Source organism: Pseudomonas sp. IPO3778 (assembly GCF_013386825.1).
Taxonomy (GTDB): Bacteria; Pseudomonadota; Gammaproteobacteria; order Pseudomonadales; family Pseudomonadaceae; genus Aquipseudomonas.
Genome location: NZ_JACARC010000034.1, coordinates 132126 through 149038 on the forward strand (window position 1 = coordinate 132126; position 16913 = coordinate 149038).

Annotated in this window: 22 protein-coding genes; 16 read left to right on the plus strand and 6 right to left on the minus strand. The window is 62.1% G+C overall.

Translation table 11 applies throughout. The features are described from left to right. The first annotated feature begins 10 nt into the window (after positions 1–10). From HX855_RS16785 to HX855_RS16810, 6 genes are all read left to right on the plus strand, one after another. Entirely contained in the window at positions 11–910 is a 900-nt protein-coding gene (locus tag HX855_RS16785) for an energy transducer TonB (RefSeq protein ID WP_177086912.1), read from the plus strand. A 190-nt stretch (positions 911–1100) separates the two neighbouring features. Beyond that, complete coding sequence (locus HX855_RS16790) at positions 1101–1670, plus strand: YqgE/AlgH family protein (protein WP_003213742.1); 570 nt, start codon at positions 1101–1103, stop codon at positions 1668–1670. Continuing rightward, entirely contained in the window at positions 1670–2107 is a 438-nt protein-coding gene (ruvX, locus tag HX855_RS16795) for a Holliday junction resolvase RuvX (RefSeq protein ID WP_003213744.1), read from the plus strand. Before HX855_RS16790 ends, ruvX begins: the two co-directional genes overlap by 1 nt. 72 nt (positions 2108–2179) lie before the next feature. Next, on the plus strand, positions 2180–2686 hold the full coding sequence (gene pyrR / locus HX855_RS16800; RefSeq protein ID WP_003213746.1) for a bifunctional pyr operon transcriptional regulator/uracil phosphoribosyltransferase PyrR: 507 nt from the start codon (positions 2180–2182) through the stop codon (positions 2684–2686). 24 nt (positions 2687–2710) lie between these two features. Continuing rightward, positions 2711–3715, plus strand: coding sequence for an aspartate carbamoyltransferase catalytic subunit (locus tag HX855_RS16805; RefSeq protein ID WP_177086910.1), 1005 nt, complete (start codon positions 2711–2713; stop codon positions 3713–3715). Beyond that, a complete protein-coding gene (locus HX855_RS16810; protein ID WP_177086908.1) occupies positions 3712–4983 on the plus strand; it encodes a dihydroorotase in 1272 nt (423 codons plus the stop codon). The genes HX855_RS16805 and HX855_RS16810 overlap by 4 nt, the downstream gene beginning before the upstream one ends. Positions 4984–5116: 133 nt before the next feature. Here HX855_RS16810 and HX855_RS16815 read toward each other — a convergent pair whose 3' ends face one another. After that, positions 5117–5545 carry a TM2 domain-containing protein gene (locus tag HX855_RS16815; RefSeq protein WP_177086907.1) on the minus strand — a complete coding sequence of 143 codons (429 nt, stop codon included), beginning with the start codon at positions 5543–5545 and terminating at the stop codon, positions 5117–5119. A 250-nt stretch (positions 5546–5795) separates the two neighbouring features. On the opposite strand from HX855_RS16815, the gene HX855_RS16820 reads away from it, so the two are divergent. Beyond that, the gene (locus HX855_RS16820) at positions 5796–6431 is read left to right on the plus strand and encodes a C40 family peptidase (protein WP_177086906.1); all 636 of its coding nucleotides are present in this window, start codon (positions 5796–5798) and stop codon (positions 6429–6431) included. Positions 6432–6604: 173 nt separating this feature from the next. Here HX855_RS16820 and HX855_RS16825 read toward each other — a convergent pair whose 3' ends face one another. Then, positions 6605–7639 (minus strand): type IV pilus twitching motility protein PilT, encoded by a 1035-nt coding sequence (locus HX855_RS16825; RefSeq protein WP_177086904.1) that lies wholly within the window; start codon positions 7637–7639, stop codon positions 6605–6607. 57 nt (positions 7640–7696) lie between these two features. Here HX855_RS16825 and HX855_RS16830 point away from each other — a divergent pair, with 57 nt between their 5' ends. The 9 genes from HX855_RS16830 to HX855_RS16870 all read left to right on the plus strand — a co-directional run bounded on the left by HX855_RS16830 (position 7697) and on the right by HX855_RS16870 (position 14439). Further along, entirely contained in the window at positions 7697–8383 is a 687-nt protein-coding gene (locus tag HX855_RS16830) for a YggS family pyridoxal phosphate-dependent enzyme (RefSeq protein ID WP_177086902.1), read from the plus strand. Between the two features lie 33 nt (positions 8384–8416). Beyond that, complete coding sequence (proC, locus tag HX855_RS16835) at positions 8417–9235, plus strand: pyrroline-5-carboxylate reductase (RefSeq protein ID WP_177086900.1); 819 nt, start codon at positions 8417–8419, stop codon at positions 9233–9235. 24 nt (positions 9236–9259) lie between these two features. Beyond that, on the plus strand, positions 9260–9847 hold the full coding sequence (locus tag HX855_RS16840; RefSeq protein WP_177043870.1) for a YggT family protein: 588 nt from the start codon (positions 9260–9262) through the stop codon (positions 9845–9847). Positions 9848–10077: 230 nt separating this feature from the next. Continuing rightward, entirely contained in the window at positions 10078–11217 is a 1140-nt protein-coding gene (locus HX855_RS16845) for a homoserine O-acetyltransferase (protein ID WP_177086898.1), read from the plus strand. Between the two features lie 10 nt (positions 11218–11227). Continuing rightward, complete coding sequence (gene metW, locus HX855_RS16850) at positions 11228–11848, plus strand: methionine biosynthesis protein MetW (RefSeq protein ID WP_177086895.1); 621 nt, start codon at positions 11228–11230, stop codon at positions 11846–11848. A gap of 21 nt (positions 11849–11869) precedes the next feature. Beyond that, positions 11870–12304 (plus strand): DUF4426 domain-containing protein, encoded by a 435-nt coding sequence (locus tag HX855_RS16855; RefSeq protein ID WP_177086893.1) that lies wholly within the window; start codon positions 11870–11872, stop codon positions 12302–12304. Then, positions 12301–12897 carry an RdgB/HAM1 family non-canonical purine NTP pyrophosphatase gene (rdgB, locus tag HX855_RS16860; protein ID WP_177086891.1) on the plus strand — a complete coding sequence of 199 codons (597 nt, stop codon included), beginning with the start codon at positions 12301–12303 and terminating at the stop codon, positions 12895–12897. The genes HX855_RS16855 and rdgB overlap by 4 nt, the downstream gene beginning before the upstream one ends. Further along, positions 12894–14096, plus strand: a complete 1203-nt coding sequence (gene hemW / locus HX855_RS16865; protein ID WP_256353022.1) for a radical SAM family heme chaperone HemW — start codon at positions 12894–12896, stop codon at positions 14094–14096. Before rdgB ends, hemW begins: the two co-directional genes overlap by 4 nt. Before the next feature lie 19 nt (positions 14097–14115). Next, on the plus strand, positions 14116–14439 hold the full coding sequence (locus tag HX855_RS16870; protein WP_003213776.1) for a DUF3392 domain-containing protein: 324 nt from the start codon (positions 14116–14118) through the stop codon (positions 14437–14439). Between the two features lie 151 nt (positions 14440–14590). Here HX855_RS16870 and trmB read toward each other — a convergent pair whose 3' ends face one another. From trmB to HX855_RS16890, 4 genes are all read right to left on the minus strand, one after another. Next, on the minus strand, positions 14591–15316 hold the full coding sequence (trmB, locus tag HX855_RS16875; RefSeq protein WP_177086889.1) for a tRNA (guanosine(46)-N7)-methyltransferase TrmB: 726 nt from the start codon (positions 15314–15316) through the stop codon (positions 14591–14593). 9 nt (positions 15317–15325) lie between these two features. Next, positions 15326–16120 carry a thiazole synthase gene (locus HX855_RS16880; RefSeq protein WP_177086887.1) on the minus strand — a complete coding sequence of 265 codons (795 nt, stop codon included), beginning with the start codon at positions 16118–16120 and terminating at the stop codon, positions 15326–15328. Between the two features lie 65 nt (positions 16121–16185). Beyond that, positions 16186–16386 (minus strand): sulfur carrier protein ThiS, encoded by a 201-nt coding sequence (gene thiS / locus HX855_RS16885; protein ID WP_177086885.1) that lies wholly within the window; start codon positions 16384–16386, stop codon positions 16186–16188. A gap of 91 nt (positions 16387–16477) precedes the next feature. After that, complete coding sequence (locus tag HX855_RS16890; RefSeq protein WP_177086883.1) at positions 16478–16855, minus strand: DUF423 domain-containing protein; 378 nt, start codon at positions 16853–16855, stop codon at positions 16478–16480. Between the last annotated feature and the right edge of the window lie 58 nt (positions 16856–16913).

Consider the following 16913-nt stretch of genomic DNA (forward strand, 5'->3'; position numbering starts at 1 on the left):
TTTTCTTGTCATGACGCTCCCGTCCGATCTGCCCCCCGAACTCTCCCACAGCGGCGTGCGCCCGGCTGATCGGCTTGGATTTACCCTGTTTCTGGCGGCGTTGATTCACCTGGCACTGATCCTCGGCCTGGGCTTCACCTTTGCCGAGCCCAAGCAGATCACCAAGACCCTGGAGATCACCCTCGCCACCTTCAAAAGCGAAAAGAAGCCCGAGAAGGCTGACTTCCTCGCCCAGGACAACCAGCAAGGCAGCGGCACCCTCGACAAGAAGGCCGTGCCCAAGACCACTGAAGTGGCGCCGTTCCAGGACAACAAGGTCAATAAAGTCACGCCACCGCCGGCGCCCAAGCCGGAAGTGAAACAGGCCGCACCCAAGGCAGCGGTCACCACCGTGGCGCCCAAACCCCACAAAGCCCCGACCCAGCGCGAAAAGGCCAAGACCGAACCCGCGCCCACTCCGCGAGCCCCAACCTTTGACAGCTCGCAACTCTCCAGCGAAATCTCCAGCCTGGAAGCCGAACTGGCCCACGAACAACAGCTGTACGCCAAGCGCCCGCGAATCTACCGCCTGAACGCCGCCTCCACCATGCGCGACAAAGGCGCCTGGTATAAGGACGAGTGGCGCAAGAAGGTCGAGCGCATCGGCAACCTGAACTACCCGGATGAAGCCCGCCGCCAGCAGATCTACGGCAATTTGCGGCTGTTGGTGTCGATCAACAGCGATGGCACCTTATATGAAGTGCAGGTGCTGGAGTCCTCCGGCCAGCCGCTGCTGGACCAGGCGGCGCAACGCATCGTGCGCCTGGCGGCGCCTTTTGCGCCGTTCACCGGAGACCTGGCCGACATCGACCGCCTGGAAATCATTCGCACCTGGCGCTTTGCCAAGGGTGATCGGCTTTCCAGCAACTAATCGACCCGGCTCTCTGTAGGAGCGAGCTTGCTCGCGAAGGTCGCGAACGATAACGCGGGCTTCCTGGTTTACCCCGGCGCTCTCAGGTTTTTCGCGAGCAAGCTCGCTCCTACAGAGAATCAACACGCCAAACCAATTCCTGCGCATCCTCAGCTTGTCAGTTTGCCCCTCCAACGCCACACTAGCGGACATGAAAAATGTCAGCCCGACCTACCTCAAGCACCAATTCCTGATCGCCATGCCCCATATGGCCGACCCGAACTTTGCGCAGACCTTGACCTACATCGTCGAGCACACCGCCAATGGTGCGATGGGGCTGGTGGTCAACCGCCCGCAAGACCTGAACCTGGCCGATATCCTCGAGCAATTGCGCCCGGACATCGACCCACCTGCCAGTTGCCAGCACGTACCGATCTACATCGGCGGGCCGGTGCAGACGGACCGGGGTTTTGTGTTGCACCCCACCGGGCCGAAATTCCAGGCGACCGTGGACCTTGAAGGGTTGTCCCTGTCCACGTCCCAGGATGTGCTGTTTGCGATCGCCGATGGCGTGGGGCCTGATCAAAGTGTGATCACCCTGGGCTACGCCGGCTGGGAAGCCGGGCAACTGGAGGCTGAGCTGGCGAGCAATGCCTGGCTGACCTGCCCGTTTGACGCCGACATCCTGTTCAACACCCCCAGCGAACTGCGCCTGGAAGCCGCCGCCGCCAAGCTGCGAATCAACCTCAGCCTGTTGACCAGCCAGGCGGGGCACGCCTGATGGCCTTGCGTCTGATCCTCGGTTTTGACTACGGCACCAAACAGATTGGCGTCGCTGTCGGCCAGGTCATCACCGGCCAGGCCCGCGAGCTGTGCACCCTGAAAGCCCAGAACGGCGTGCCGGACTGGAACCAGGTCGAAGCACTGATCAAGGAATGGAAGCCCGACGCCGTCGTGGTCGGCCTGCCCTTGAACATGGACGGCACCCCGAGCGAGATGTGCCTGCGGGCCGAAAAATTCGCCCGCCGCCTGAATGGCCGCTACAACCTGCCCTTCTATACCCACGACGAACGCCTGACCACCTTTGAGGCCAAGGGCGAGCGCCGCGACCGTGGCGGACAGAAAGGCAGTTACCGCGACAACCCGGTGGATGCCATCGCCGCGGCCTTGCTGTTGCAGGGCTGGCTGGATGAAAACACCGCTTTATTTGAATCCTGACTGACGCGGCTTGCCGCGTCTTCTTACGTTTGAGCCCGGACCTTGCCTGCGCGAGGCCTAGAAGGAGCACCCATGAGCCTGCCCAATCCCGCCGACCTGATCAGCCAGATGGCGATCCGCCTCAAGGCGCACCTGGAACACCGTGCCATCAGCGAGCCGCGTTTTATCGGCATTCGCACCGGTGGCGTGTGGGTGGCCCAGGCGCTGCTGGAAGAACTGGGCAGTGACTCGCCCCTGGGCACCCTGGACGTGTCTTTCTACCGCGACGACTTCAGCCAGAACGGCCTGCACCCCCAAGTGCGCCCTTCGGCGCTGCCGTTCGAGATCGAAGGCCAGCACCTGGTGCTGATCGATGACGTACTGATGAGCGGTCGCACGATTCGCGCCGCCATGAACGAACTGTTCGACTACGGCCGCCCGGCCAGCGTGACCCTGGTCTGCCTGCTCGACCTGGACGCCGGCGAATTGCCGATCAGCCCGGACGTGGTCGGCGCCACGCTGTCCCTTGAAGCCCATCAGCGGGTAAAATTGTCCGGTCCCACGCCGCTCGAACTCGAACTGCAAGACCTTGCCCTTTAAACCGCCTTGTAAAGAGTCCCCGCGATGACGCCTCTAGATGCCAAGCGCCCGCTGCAGCTCAATGCTCAGGGCCAGCTGCAACACTTCCTGTCCCTCGACGGCTTGCCCCGCGAACTGCTCACCGAAATCCTCGACACGGCCGACTCGTTCCTCGAAGTCGGCGGCCGGGCGGTGAAAAAAGTCCCGCTGTTGCGCGGCAAGACCATCTGCAACGTGTTCTTCGAGAACTCGACCCGCACCCGCACCACCTTTGAGCTGGCTGCCCAGCGGCTGTCGGCTGACGTGATCACCCTGAACGTGTCCACTTCGTCGGCGAGCAAGGGCGAAACCCTGCTCGACACCCTGCGCAACCTGGAAGCGATGGCCGCCGACATGTTCGTGGTGCGTCACGGCGACTCCGGCGCCGCGCACTTCATCGCCGAGCACGTGTGCCCGAACGTGGCAATCATCAACGGCGGCGACGGCCGCCACGCCCACCCGACCCAAGGCATGCTCGACATGCTCACCATCCGTCGGCACAAAGGCAGCTTTGAAAACCTCTCGGTGGCCATCGTCGGCGACATCCTGCACTCGCGGGTAGCGCGCTCGAACATGCTGGCCCTCAAAGCCCTGGGTTGCCCGGACATCCGCGTGATCGCGCCCAAAACCCTGCTGCCGATCGGCATCGAGCAATACGGCGTGAAGGTCTACACCAACATGGCCGAAGGCCTGAAGGATGTGGACGTGGTGATCATGCTGCGCCTGCAACGCGAGCGCATGGCCGGCGGCCTGCTGCCGAGCGAAGGCGAGTTCTACCGCCTGTTCGGCCTGACCACCGCCCGCCTGGCCGGTGCCAAGCCGGATGCCATCGTGATGCACCCGGGCCCGATCAACCGTGGCGTGGAGATTGAGTCGGCGGTGGCCGACGGCCCGCAGTCGGTGATTCTCAACCAGGTGACCTACGGCATCGCCGTGCGCATGGCGGTGTTGTCCATGGCCATGAGCGGGCAAACCGCACAACGTCAATTCGAGCAGGAGAACGCCCAGTGAAGCTCAGCATTCTCGGCGCCCGAGTCATCGATCCGGCCAGCGGCCTGGATCAAGTTACCGATCTGCACCTGGAAGCCGGCAAGATCATTGCCATTGGCGCCGCCCCCGCAGGCTTCAGCGCCAGCGAAACCATCGATGCCACCGGCCTGATCGCCGCGCCCGGGCTGGTGGACCTGAGTGTCGCCCTGCGCGAGCCGGGCTACAGCCGCAAAGGCAGCATCGCCAGCGAAACCCGCGCCGCCGCGGCCGGTGGCGTCACCAGCCTGTGCTGCCCGCCCCACACCAAGCCGGTGCTGGACACTTCGGCGGTGACCGAACTGATCCTCGACCGTGCCCGCGAAGCCGGCAACTGCAAAGTGTTCCCCATCGGCGCCCTGAGCAAAGGCCTGGACGGCGAACAACTTGCCGAGCTGATCGCCTTGCGCGACGCCGGCTGCGTGGCCTTTGGCAACGGTCTGGAGAGCTTTCGCAGCACCCGCACCCTGTGCCGTGCGCTGGAATACGCCGCGACCTTCGACCTGACGGTGATTTTCCACTCTCAGGACCGTGACCTGGCCGAAGGCGGCCTGGCCCACGAAGGCGCCACCGCGAGCTTCCTCGGCCTGCCGGGCATTCCGGAAACCGCTGAAACCGTGGCCCTGGCCCGGGACCTGCTGTTGGTGGAGCAAAGCGGCGTACGCGCGCACTTCAGCCAGTTGACCAGCGCTCGCGGCGTGGCCCTGATCGCTCAGGCGCAAGCCCGGGGTTTGCCGGTGACGGCGGATGTGGCGCTGTATCAGCTGATTTTGACGGATGAGGCGTTGATCGACTTCTCCAGCCTGTATCACGTGCAGCCGCCCCTGCGTACCCGCGCTGACCGTGACGGTTTGCGCGCGGCGGTGAAGTCCGGGGTGGTTTCGGCGATTTCCAGCCATCACCAGCCTCACGAGCGGGATGCCAAGCTGGCACCGTTCGGCGCGACAGAGCCGGGCATCAGCAGTGTGGAACTGTTGCTGCCGCTGGCAATGACATTGGTGGAGGATGGCTTGCTGGACCTGCCGACGCTGCTGGCGCGCCTCAGTGCGGGCCCTGCCGAGGCGCTGCGCCTGCCGGCGGGCAAGTTGGCGGTGGGTTCGGCGGCAGACCTGGTGCTGTTTGACCCGGCCAGCTCCACGATTGCCGGGGAACACTGGCTGTCCAAGGGCGAAAACTGCCCGTTCATCGGCCATAGCCTGCCGGCGACTGTGCGGTACACGCTGGTGGATGGGCGGATCAGCTACCAGGCGTGACCCCTCGCACCTCTAATGTGGGCACGGTCAAATGTGGGAGCTGGCTTGCCTGCGATAGCATCACCTCGGTACATCAGATACACCGAGGTGCCCGCATCGCAGGCAAGCCAGCTCCCACATTGGTTCAGAGTGCTTAACGAGCGCCGTTGCGCTCGGCATTACGGATCGAAATCTGCGTATTCAACGTCCAGAAGTCATACAGCACACCAATCAGAAACAAGCCCCCAGTCAGCAGGTAAATGATCCCGCTGATCCATTTGCCCTGGTACATGCGGTGCAACCCGAACACACCCAGGAACGCCAACAGGATCCACGCCACGTTGTATTCAATCGGCCCGGCGGTAAATCGCAGGTCCGCTTCCCGGTCCATCGCCGGAATCAGGAACAAGTCGATCAGCCAGCCAATCCCCAGCAACCCGAAGGTGAAGAACCAGATCGTCCCGGTCACCGGTTTGCCGTAATAAAAGCGGTGAGCACCGGTAAAACCGAAAATCCAGAGCAGGTAACCGATCACCTTGCTGTGGGTGTCTTGTTGCGAAACATCCTGTCGATAGGTGTTCATGGAGTACCCCTTTTGCCTCGATAGATAAATATTTCTGGTTTCTTTGTGACTTTTTTACGAGCGCCCGACGTGTGGCAAATGGTATCTTCGCTTCCCTCAAAGCCTTATACCGCCTGAGTTGTGTAGGACAATCGCGGCAATTCGTCACGGTTTTCCTGAATTTGACCCCAGGGTTCAGTCGACAAACGGCCTGAGAAAGACACGAAAAGCTGTTATAAAGTTGCGCGCAAACCAAAAAGAGCCTTGCCTAATGCGACCATTTTTCAAGACATGGCTAACCATTTGCCTATTAATGCCACTGGCCGCCCACGCCACCAATCGTGAGCAACGACTTCCCAGCGTCAACGGTTTCACCCCTAAAGTTCACGCCACCACCAGCTCCGCCAAATCGGTAAAGCTGACCGTCAAGCGCCCGACTCAACTGAGCAAGGCCCACGGTAAAACAGCTCCAGGGCTGATGGCCGTCAACACCAAGCAAAGCAGCAATGTCCTCAGCCGCGCCGTCAACGTGCTCGGTACACCTTATCGTTGGGGCGGCAGCAGCCCAAGTAAAGGGTTCGACTGCAGCGGTTTGGTGAAATATGCGTTTAACGACGTAAAAGCCGTGGATTTGCCGCGCACCTCCAACGCCATGGCTGCTGGCCACGGCATGAAAGTTGAGCGCAAGGATTTGAAACCGGGTGACCTGCTGTTCTTCAAACTGAAGAGCCGCCAGGTGAACCACGTTGCCATCTACCTGGGCAACGACCGCTTTATCCACGCACCGCGTCGTGGCAAGTCCGTGAGCATCGATACGCTGAAGAAGCCGTTCTGGGACAAGAACTACGCGATTGCCAAGCGTGTTCTGCCTAAAGAACAAAACAACCTGCGGATTGTGCAGCGCTGATCTGAGGCTGATGTGGGAGCTGGCTTGCTGTGGTGAGCGGGCTTGTGTGGGAACTGGCTTGCCTGCGATAGCATCACCGCGGTGTGACTGATACACCGGGGTGCCTGCATCGCGGGCAAGCCCGGCTCCCGCATAAGCCAGGCCTGCATTAAATGTTCATCGTCCAAGCGATCTCAAATATCCCCAGGCACCCTCGCCTTCTCCCGGGCATGCTCCCGGCTGATCAGCCCCTGGCTGACCAATTCCTTCAAGCTCATGTCCAACGTCTTCATCCCCAGCGCCCCGCCGGTCTGGATCGCCGAGTACATCTGCGCCACTTTGTCTTCGCGGATCAGGTTACGGATCGCCGGTGTGCCCAACATGATTTCGTGAGCCGCCACCCGCCCGCCGCCGATCTTCTTCACCAGCACTTGGGACACCACCGCCTGCAAGGACTCCGAGAGCATCGAGCGGACCATGGCCTTTTCCCCGGCCGGAAACACATCCACCACCCGGTCCACGGTTTTTGCCGCTGAGGTGGTGTGCAACGTGCCGAACACCAGATGCCCGGTTTCCGCCGCTGTCAGCGCCAGGCGGATGGTTTCCAGGTCTCGCAATTCCCCCACCAGAATCACATCCGGGTCCTCCCGCAACGCCGAACGCAGCGCGGCCGAGAAACTGTGGGTGTCGCGATGCACCTGCCGCTGGTTGATCAGGGCGCTTTTCGGGTGATGGATGAACTCGATCGGGTCTTCAAGGGTGAGGATGTGCTGGCGGCGATGGGTGTTGAGGTAATCAATCATCGCCGCCAACGTCGTGGACTTGCCGGAACCGGTCGGCCCGGTGACCAATACCAGCCCGCGGGGCATGTCCGAAATGCACCGGAACACCTCACCCAATCCCAGGCTTTCCAGGCTCTGCACCGTTGAAGGGATGGTCCGAAACACCGCGCCCATGCCCCGGTGCTGCTGGAACACATTCACCCGAAACCGCGCCACGTCGGGCAACTCGAAGGCAAAATCCGTTTCAAGAGATGTTTCGAAATCCTTTTGCTGGTGATTGTTGAGTAAAGGGCTGAGTAGCTCCGCCACTTGCGCAGGCTCGAGCACCGGCCAGTCGAGGGGCCAGACTTCGCCATCGACTCGCAACATCGGCGCCAACCCGGCCGACAGATGCAGGTCTGAGGCCCGCAGGCGCACGCTGGCGGCCAGCAGTTCAGTGATATCCATAGGGCTTTCCATTTCCAGTAGAATGCCGCGGACTCCATATCCACGGGCGCAACTTGAATGTCGACCATAGCAGACAACATCGGCCTGGTTTCCGAGCGGATCCGTGCAGCAGCCCAGGCCGCGCAGCGCGACGCAGACAGCGTGCACCTGCTGGCCGTGAGCAAGACCAAACCTGCAGACGCCGTGCGCGAAGCCTATGCCGCCGGGATGCGTGACTTTGGCGAGAACTATCTGCAGGAAGCCTTGGGCAAACAGGCCGAATTAACTGACCTGCCCTTGAGTTGGCACTTCATCGGCCCCATTCAATCGAACAAGACTCGTGCGATCGCCGAGAACTTCGCTTGGGTGCATTCCGTGGACCGCTTGAAAATTGCACAACGCCTGTCCGAGCAACGCCCGGCTGACCTGCCGCCGCTGAATATCTGCATCCAGGTCAACGTCAGTGGTGAAGCCAGCAAGTCCGGCTGTACACCCGCCGACCTGCCTGCCCTGGCCGACGCCATCAGCGCCCTGCCGCGCCTGAAGCTGCGTGGCTTGATGGCGATCCCCGAACCGACCGACGACCGTGCAGAGCAGGACGCAGCCTTCGCCACCGTGCGCGACCTGCAAGCGGGCCTGAACCTGCCGCTCGACACACTTTCCATGGGCATGAGCCATGACCTTGAGTCGGCCATCGCCCAAGGGGCCACCTGGGTGCGGATCGGTACCGCCCTGTTTGGTGCCCGCGACTACGGCCAGCCGTGAAATGGCTGACTTCCATCTGAGTAAGGACCTGTCATGAGCAACACGCGTATTGCCTTTATCGGCGCCGGTAACATGGCGGCCAGCCTGATCGGCGGCCTGCGGGCCAAGGGCCTGGAAGCACAACAGATTCGCGCCAGCGATCCGGGCGCCGACACCCGCGCCCGCGTCAGCGCCGAGCACGGCATCGAAACCTTCGCCGACAACGCACAAGCGATTGAAGGCGTTGATGTGGTGGTGCTGGCGGTCAAGCCACAAGCCATGAAAGCCGTGTGCGAAAGCCTGCGCCCGAGCCTCAAGCCCCACCAACTGGTGGTGTCCATCGCCGCCGGCATCACCTGCGCCAGCATGAACACCTGGCTCGGCGCCCAGCCCATCGTGCGCTGCATGCCCAACACCCCGGCGCTGCTGCGCAAGGGCGTGAGCGGTTTGTACGCCACAACAGAGGTGACCGCCGCCCAACGCGACCAGGCACAGGAGCTGTTGTCCGCCGTGGGTATCGCCCTGTGGCTGGAACATGAGCAGCAGCTGGATGCCGTGACCGCCGTGTCCGGCAGCGGCCCGGCCTACTTCTTCCTGCTGATCGAATCCATGACCGCCGCCGGCGTGAAACTGGGCTTGCCACACGAAGTCGCTGAGCAACTGGCCGAGCAAACCGCCCTGGGCGCCGCACAAATGGCCGTGGCCAGTGATGTCGACGCCGCCGAGCTGCGCCGTCGCGTGACCTCGCCGGGCGGCACCACCCAAGCGGCAATCGAATCATTCCAGGCCGGGGGCTTTGAAGCCCTGGTGGAAAAAGCACTGGGTGCCGCAGCACATCGTTCGGCCGAAATGGCCGAGCAGCTGGGCAAATAGTCGTCCCCCACATAGGAATCAAACATGCTCGGAATCAATGACGCTGCCATTTTCATCATCCAGACGCTGGGCAGCCTGTACCTGCTGATCGTGCTGATGCGCTTTATCCTGCAACTGGTGCGGGCGAACTTCTACAACCCACTGTGCCAATTCGTGGTGAAGGCCACCCAACCGCTGCTCAAGCCGCTGCGCCGGGTGATCCCGAGCCTGTTCGGCCTGGACATGTCCTCGCTGGTGCTGGCGCTGTTGCTGCAGATCCTGCTGTTCGCGGTCATCCTGCTGCTTAACGGCTACCAGGCCACCACGCTGCTGTTGCTGCCGTGGGCGCTGATCGGGATTTTCTCGCTGTTTTTGAAGATCATTTTCTGGTCGATGATCATCAGCGTGATCCTGTCCTGGGTCGCCCCGGGCAGCCGCAGCCCTGGCGCCGAGCTGGTAGCGCAGATCACTGAACCGGTGCTGGCGCCGTTCCGCCGCCTGATACCGAACCTGGGTGGCCTGGATATCTCGCCGATCTTTGCGTTTATTGCGATTCAGTTGCTGCAAAGCTGGGTGATTCCACGCCTGGCGTTCTATGCCTTCATGCCCAAAGAACTGTTCGGTCTTATCTGACAACAATGTGGCGAGGGAGCTTGCTCCCGCTGGGCTGCGCAGCAGCCCCAAAAAGGATGACCCCGCTGCACCTGCACAATTGCGGCGGCCGGATTGGGAGCGCTCCGCGCGCCAACGGGAGCAAGCGCCCTCGCCACTAAAAGCCTTAAAAAAAACCTCTGCGGGCCTTTGCTTGCCGCTGGGTGCAGCGGTCTTTAGACTTACGCCTCATTTAAACGAGAGCAGGGTCGATGCCAGCTGCCTTCCCCCCCGATTCTGTTGGACTGGTCGTGCCCCAAGTGGCGCACTTCAGCGAACCGCTGGCCCTCGCCTGCGGCCGTTCGCTGCCCGCCTACGACCTGATCTATGAAACCTACGGCCAACTGAACGCCACCGGCAGCAATGCCGTGCTGATCTGCCACGCCCTGTCCGGTCATCACCATGCTGCGGGTTTCCACAGCGTGGATGAGCGCAAGCCCGGCTGGTGGGACAGTTGCATCGGCCCCGGCAAGCCCATCGACACCAACAAGTTCTTTGTGGTCAGCCTGAACAACCTCGGCGGCTGCAACGGCTCCACCGGCCCCAGCAGCCTCAACCCTGACACCGGCAAGCCGTTTGGTGCCGACTTCCCGGTCTTGACCGTGGAAGACTGGGTGCACAGCCAGGCCCACCTGGCCGACACCCTGGGCATCGCCCAATGGGCCGCCGTGATTGGCGGCAGCCTGGGCGGCATGCAGGCCCTGCAATGGACCATCACCTACCCGGACCGGGTGCGCCATTGCCTGGCCATCGCCTCGGCCCCCAAGTTGTCGGCGCAGAACATCGCCTTCAACGAAGTGGCGCGCCAGGCGATCCTCACCGACCCCGAGTTCCACGGCGGTTCGTTCCAGGAAGCCGGCGTGATCCCCAAGCGCGGGCTGATGCTGGCGCGAATGGTCGGGCACATCACCTACCTGTCGGATGACTCCATGGGCGAGAAATTCGGCCGCGGGCTCAAGAGCGAGAAGCTCAACTACGACTTCCACAGTGTCGAGTTCCAGGTCGAAAGCTACCTGCGCTATCAGGGCGAGGAGTTTTCCGGGCGTTTCGACGCCAACACCTACCTGCTGATGACCAAGGCCCTGGACTACTTCGACCCGGCGGCGAACTTCGACGATGACCTGGCAAAAACCTTCGAAAACGCCACGTCCAAGTTCTGCGTGATGTCGTTCACCACCGACTGGCGCTTCTCGCCAGCCCGCTCGCGGGAACTGGTGGATGCGCTGATGGCCGCCAAGAAAGACGTCTGCTACCTGGAGATCGATGCACCGCAAGGCCACGACGCCTTCCTGATCCCGATCCCGCGCTACCTGCAGGCCTTCAGCAACTACATGAACCGAATTGCACTGTGAGAAGAACGCCATGAGAGCCGACCTGGACATCATCCAAGACTGGATCCCCGCTGGCAGCCGCGTGCTCGACCTGGGTTGCGGCGATGGCGAACTGCTGAGCTGGCTGCGCGACAACAAGCAAGTCACCGGCTACGGCCTGGAAAACGACCCGGACAACATCGCCCAGTGCGTGGCCAAGGGCATCAACGTGATCGAGCAGGACCTGGACAAGGGCCTGGGCAACTTTGCCAGCAACAGCTTCGACATCGTGGTCATGACCCAGGCCCTGCAAGCCGTGCACTACCCGGACCGGATCCTCGACGAAATGTTGCGCGTTGGCCGCCAGTGCATCATCACCTTCCCCAATTTCGGCCACTGGCGCTGCCGCTGGTACCTGGCCACCAAGGGCCGCATGCCGGTGTCGGACTTCCTGCCGTACACCTGGTACAACACGCCCAACATCCACTTCTGCACCTTCGAGGACTTCGAAGCGCTGTGTGGCGAGCGTGATGCCAAAGTCATCAACCGCCTTGCCGTCGATCAACAGCACCGTCACGGCTGGGCGAGTAAGCTATGGCCTAACCTGTTGGGTGAGATCGGGATCTACCGGGTCAGCAGCCCGGGCCTGACGGACCACCAGATTGCCGTCTAACCATTTTCAAGGAGGACGATCATGAGTCGTTTGGCTGCTTTTCTACTCACCGCGTGCCTGAGCGTCAGCGCTATGGCGGCGGATGTTATCGATGGTAATCGCCAGAAAGAATTCGGCGATATCACGGTGCACTACAACACCCTGACCACCAGTTTCCTCACGCCGGAAATGGCCCAGGAAGCCGGAATCGTACGCAGTAAAGAGCTGGGCATGATCAATGTGTTCGTGAACAAGGGCGTGGAATCGATAGACGCCACCGTCACCGGCACAATCAAAGACCTGGGCGGCAAGAGTGAGATGCTGACGTTCAAGAAAATCACCCAGAAAGGTTCTACGCTTTACGTCGCCCAGTACCCGGTGCCGCAGCAGGAAACCAAGATTTTCACCATCAACGTTGAAACCGGTGGCAAAGCCCACGGTTTCAGTTTCAACCAGGAACTGTTTCCGGCGCAATGATGAACCTCACACAACTCGTACTGGCCAGCCATAACGCCGGCAAACTCAAAGAACTCCAGGCCATGCTCGGTCACTCCGTGCAACTGCGCTCGATTGGCGAGTTCAGCCAGGTAGAGCCGGAGGAGACCGGCCTGTCGTTTGTCGAAAACGCCATCCTCAAGGCCCGCAATGCCGCGCGCATTTCCGGCCTGCCGGCACTGGCCGACGATTCGGGCTTGGCGGTGGACTTCCTCGGCGGCGCACCGGGCATCTACTCGGCGCGTTATGCCGATGGTAAAGGCGACGCCGCCAACAATGCCAAGCTGCTGGACACCCTCAAGGACGTGCCGGACGCCGAGCGCGGCGCGCAGTTTGTCTGCGTGCTGGCCCTGGTGCGCCACGCCGATGACCCATTGCCGATCCTCTGCGAAGGCCTGTGGCACGGGCGCATCCTGCACGCGGCCAGCGGTGAACACGGTTTCGGCTACGACCCGTTGTTCTGGGTGCCGGAGCGCAATGTCTCCAGCGCCGAACTGAGCCCCGCCGACAAGAACCAGATCAGCCACCGCGCCCGCGCAATGGATTTGCTGCGCCAGCGTCTGGGTTTGAAATGACCCAGAACACCTCCGCGCAGCCACTGATTCTCGGTGGCGCGCAAACCCCTCGGGCGGCCCTGCCTCACCTTCCGCCCCTGGCGCTGTACATCCACATCCCGTGGTGCGTGCGCAAATGCCCTTATTGCGACTTCAACTCCCACACCGCCAGCAAGGTGCTGCCGGAAGAAGAGTACGTCGACGCATTGCTGGCCGACCTCGATCTGGACCTGCATGCGGTGTATGGCCGGGAGCTGAGTTCGATCTTCTTCGGCGGGGGCACCCCAAGCCTCTTCAGCGCCGCGGCGCTGGGCCGACTGCTCAAGGGTGTGGAAGCGCGTATCCCGTTTGCCGCAGACATCGAGATCACCCTGGAAGCCAACCCCGGTACCTTCGAGCAAGAGAAGTTCGTGGCGTACCGCAAGCTGGGGATCAATCGGCTGTCGATTGGCATCCAGAGCTTCCAGCAGGAAAAACTTGAGGCCCTGGGCCGTATCCACAACGGCGACGAAGCCGTGCGTGCCGCCGGCATGGCGCGCCAGGCCGGGTTCGACAACTTCAACCTGGACCTGATGCACGGTTTGCCCGATCAGTCCCTGGACGACGCCCTGGGCGACCTGCGCCAGGCCATCGCCCTCAAGCCCACGCATTTATCCTGGTACCAACTGACCCTGGAACCCAACACGGTGTTCTGGAACCAGCCCCCGGTGCTGCCGGAAGACGACACCCTGTGGGACATCCAGGAAGCTGGCCAGGCATTGCTCGCCGAACACGGTTACGCCCAGTACGAAGTCTCGGCCTACGCCCAGCCGGGCCGACCGGCGCGGCATAACCTGAACTACTGGAGCTTTGGCGACTTCATCGGCATTGGTGCCGGCGCCCACGGCAAGCTCAGCCACCCGGACGGGCGCATCGTGCGCACCTGGAAAACCCGGGCGCCGAAGGACTACCTCAACCCGGCGAAAAACTACCTGGCCGGGTCCAAAGAACTGACCAACGAAGAGCTACCGTTCGAGTTCCTGATGAACGCCCTGCGTCTTACCGACGGTGTCGAGGCGAAGCTTTACGCCGAGCGCACCGGACTCGACCTGGCGAGCCTCGATGAAGCCCGTAAGGATGCCGAACAAAGTGGCTTAATGCAGGTCGAACCGTCACGCCTGGCGGCCACCGACCGCGGGCAACTCTTTCTCAATGACCTGCTGCAGAAGTTTCTGAGCTGATTGCTCTTAAGGAAATCGAATGGATTTGGTACTTGATCTACTCGCCACCGTGTCCCGTTGGAGCCGTAGCAACCTGTCGGAAATCTCCCTGGCGCTCGTCGGCTGCCTGCTGGTGCTGTTTGGCGCCGACATCAAGGGCTGGGTCGAAGCACGGCTGGGCAGCATCGCGGGCGCGTTACGCGTACCGCTGATGGCGCTGGTGTGCATGATCGGCAGCGGTGCGGCGCTGATCTATGCCACACCGTGGATTGTTCGGGGGTTGAGCCAGTTCAACAACTACAGCCTGGCGCCGGTGCTGTTGGTGGTGCTGGTGTTGATTGGGGTTGTGGCGGATCGGCGCTGACTCCAGGAACGGCACAAGCCACTGTAGGAGCGGGCTTGCTCGCGAAGAACGTCAACGATAACGCAGCGCTATCAGGTAGCACGCGTCGCCTGTTGGTTTTTCGCGAGCAAGCTCGCTCCTACAGTGAGTTGCATTTCATGGCTGTGGCGAGTTAGTCCACTTTCTCGAACTTCAAATCCCACACCCCATGCCCGAGCCGCTCGCCGCGACGTTCGAACTTGGTGATCGGCCGTTCAGCCGGGCGCGGGACGCATTTGCCGTCTTCCGCCAGGTTGCGGTAGCCAGGGGCAACGTCCATCACTTCCAGCATGTATTCGGCATACGGCTCCCAATCGGTGGCCATGTGCAGCACACCGCCCACTTTCAGCTTGCTGCGCACCAGTTCCGCGAATGACGCCTGGACGATGCGGCGCTTGTGGTGACGGCTCTTGTGCCAGGGGTCCGGGAAGAACAGCATCAGGCGGTCGAGGCTGTTGTCGGCGATGCAGCGGTTGAGCACTTCGATCGCGTCGCAGTCGTAGACCCGCAGGTTGGTCAGGCCCTGGGTCAGCACGCCATTGAGCAGCGCGCCCACACCCGGACGGTGTACTTCAACCCCGATAAAATCCTGCTCCGGCGAGGCCGCGGCCATTTCCAGCAGGGAATGGCCCATGCCGAAGCCGATTTCCAGGGAGCGTGGCGCCGAACGGCCGAACACCTGGTCATAATCCACCGGTGCATCCGCCAGCGGCAGGACGAACAGCGGCGTGCCCTGCTCCAGGCCTTTTTGCTGGCCTTCGGTCATGCGACCGGCGCGCATCACAAAACTCTTGATGCGGCGGTGCTTGGACTCGTCGCCTTCTTCCACGGTGTTCGGCGTTTCGTTTGATTCAGTCATCAATGGCTCTTACTTGATCAGACCATCCAGCGGCGAGGAGGCGCTGGCGTAAAGTTTTTTCGGCATGCGCCCGGCGAGGTACGCCAGGCGGCCCGCGACGATTGCGTGGTTCATGGCTTCAGCCATCATGATCGGTTGCTGCGCGTGGGCGATGGCCGAGTTCATCAGCACCGCATCGCAACCCAGCTCCATGGCGATGGTGGCGTCGGAGGCAGTGCCCACACCCGCATCCACCAGCACCGGAATCCTGGCTTCTTCAAGGATGATCTGCAGGTTGTACGGATTGCAGATGCCCAGGCCGGAACCGATCAGGCCGGCCAGCGGCATGACGGCGATACAGCCGATTTCGGCCAGTTGGCGGGCGATGATCGGGTCATCGCTGGTGTAGACCATCACGTCGAAGCCTTCTTTGACCAGGGTTTCGGCGGCCTTGAGGGTTTCGATCACGTTGGGAAACAGGGTTTTCTGGTCGGCCAGCACTTCCAGCTTCACCAGGTTGTGGCCGTCGAGCAGCTCACGGGCCAGGCGGCAGGTGCGCACGGCTTCGATAGCGTCGTAGCAACCGGCCGTGTTCGGCAGGAAGGTGTAGCGATCCGGCGACAGCACGTCGAGCAGGTTCGGCTCGCCTTCGATCTGGCCGAGGTTGGTGCGGCGCACGGCGAAGGTGACGATCTCGGCGCCCGAGGCTTCGATGGCCAGGCGGGTTTCTTCCATGTCGCGGTACTTGCCGGTGCCGACCAGCAGGCGGGACTGGTAGGTACGACCGGCCAGGACGAAGGGCTTGTCGCTACGAACGATGCTCATGGGAAATCCTCGAGTTGGGGTGAGGTTCTGCAGAATGCGGGTTGGCGCCCTTGAGCGCCGGACGGCTAGCCGCCGCCGATGGCGTGGACCACTTCGACCTGGTCGCCTTCGGTGAGCGCGGTCTCGGCGTGCTGGCTACGCGGGACGATATCCAGGTTGAGCTCCACTGCGACACGGCGTCCGGTCAGGTCCAGACGGGTCAGCAGGGCCGCAACGGTTGCACCGTCGGGCAGTTCAAAGGATTCGCCGTTCAACTGAATGCGCATGCCACGGGCCGCCATCGTTTTTAGGGGCCAGCATTCTAGCGTGATCGGCGGTGATGACCCAAGCCCTCCGGTCAGCAACCTGCTGCCAGCTTCAGACGGCCTGAAGACGCCAGGCCGCGAGGCCCAGGAAGAACCAGCCCAGCAGGAAAGCCAGGCCTCCGAACGGGGTGATGATGCCCAGCTTGCTGATACCGGTCAGGGTCAGCACATAGAGGCTGCCGGAGAACAGCAGGATGCCCACAGCAAAGGACACGCCCGCCCACGTCACCAGGCGGCCCGGGATATGTGCCGCCAACAGCGCCACACCGAACAGCGCCAGGGTGTGCACTAACTGGTAAGTCACGCCGGTGTGGAAAATCGCCAGGTACTCGGCGCTCAGGCGGTTTTTCAGGCCGTGGGCGGCAAACGCGCCAAGGGCAACGCCGGTGAAACCGAAAAAGGCAGCCAGCATCAGAAAGCCACGCAACATGAGGAACTCCAGTCAGACTCGGTGGGCAGGGTCTGTATAATGGCCCGCTCAACGGGTT

Excerpts from the sequence above, each read along its gene's own strand:
- HX855_RS16825 (WP_177086904.1), bottom strand. The coding sequence starts at position 7,639 with ATGGATATCACTGAACTGCTGGCCGCCAGCGTGCGCCTGCGGGCCTCA.
- HX855_RS16790 (WP_003213742.1), top strand. The coding sequence starts at position 1,101 with ATGAAAAATGTCAGCCCGACCTACCTCAAGCACCAATTCCTGATCGCC.
- HX855_RS16785 (WP_177086912.1), top strand. The coding sequence starts at position 11 with ATGACGCTCCCGTCCGATCTGCCCCCCGAACTCTCCCACAGCGGCGTG.
- trmB (WP_177086889.1), bottom strand. The coding sequence starts at position 15,316 with ATGACTGAATCAAACGAAACGCCGAACACCGTGGAAGAAGGCGACGAG.
- proC (WP_177086900.1), top strand. The coding sequence starts at position 8,417 with ATGAGCAACACGCGTATTGCCTTTATCGGCGCCGGTAACATGGCGGCC.
- HX855_RS16870 (WP_003213776.1), top strand. The coding sequence starts at position 14,116 with ATGGATTTGGTACTTGATCTACTCGCCACCGTGTCCCGTTGGAGCCGT.
- HX855_RS16830 (WP_177086902.1), top strand. The coding sequence starts at position 7,697 with ATGTCGACCATAGCAGACAACATCGGCCTGGTTTCCGAGCGGATCCGT.
- hemW (WP_256353022.1), top strand. The coding sequence starts at position 12,894 with ATGACCCAGAACACCTCCGCGCAGCCACTGATTCTCGGTGGCGCGCAA.
- HX855_RS16845 (WP_177086898.1), top strand. The coding sequence starts at position 10,078 with ATGCCAGCTGCCTTCCCCCCCGATTCTGTTGGACTGGTCGTGCCCCAA.
- HX855_RS16880 (WP_177086887.1), bottom strand. The coding sequence starts at position 16,120 with ATGAGCATCGTTCGTAGCGACAAGCCCTTCGTCCTGGCCGGTCGTACC.
- thiS (WP_177086885.1), bottom strand. The coding sequence starts at position 16,386 with ATGCGCATTCAGTTGAACGGCGAATCCTTTGAACTGCCCGACGGTGCA.
- rdgB (WP_177086891.1), top strand. The coding sequence starts at position 12,301 with ATGATGAACCTCACACAACTCGTACTGGCCAGCCATAACGCCGGCAAA.
- HX855_RS16805 (WP_177086910.1), top strand. The coding sequence starts at position 2,711 with ATGACGCCTCTAGATGCCAAGCGCCCGCTGCAGCTCAATGCTCAGGGC.
- HX855_RS16820 (WP_177086906.1), top strand. The coding sequence starts at position 5,796 with ATGCGACCATTTTTCAAGACATGGCTAACCATTTGCCTATTAATGCCA.
- HX855_RS16855 (WP_177086893.1), top strand. The coding sequence starts at position 11,870 with ATGAGTCGTTTGGCTGCTTTTCTACTCACCGCGTGCCTGAGCGTCAGC.
- pyrR (WP_003213746.1), top strand. The coding sequence starts at position 2,180 with ATGAGCCTGCCCAATCCCGCCGACCTGATCAGCCAGATGGCGATCCGC.
- metW (WP_177086895.1), top strand. The coding sequence starts at position 11,228 with ATGAGAGCCGACCTGGACATCATCCAAGACTGGATCCCCGCTGGCAGC.
- HX855_RS16840 (WP_177043870.1), top strand. The coding sequence starts at position 9,260 with ATGCTCGGAATCAATGACGCTGCCATTTTCATCATCCAGACGCTGGGC.
- HX855_RS16815 (WP_177086907.1), bottom strand. The coding sequence starts at position 5,545 with ATGAACACCTATCGACAGGATGTTTCGCAACAAGACACCCACAGCAAG.
- ruvX (WP_003213744.1), top strand. The coding sequence starts at position 1,670 with ATGGCCTTGCGTCTGATCCTCGGTTTTGACTACGGCACCAAACAGATT.
- HX855_RS16890 (WP_177086883.1), bottom strand. The coding sequence starts at position 16,855 with ATGTTGCGTGGCTTTCTGATGCTGGCTGCCTTTTTCGGTTTCACCGGC.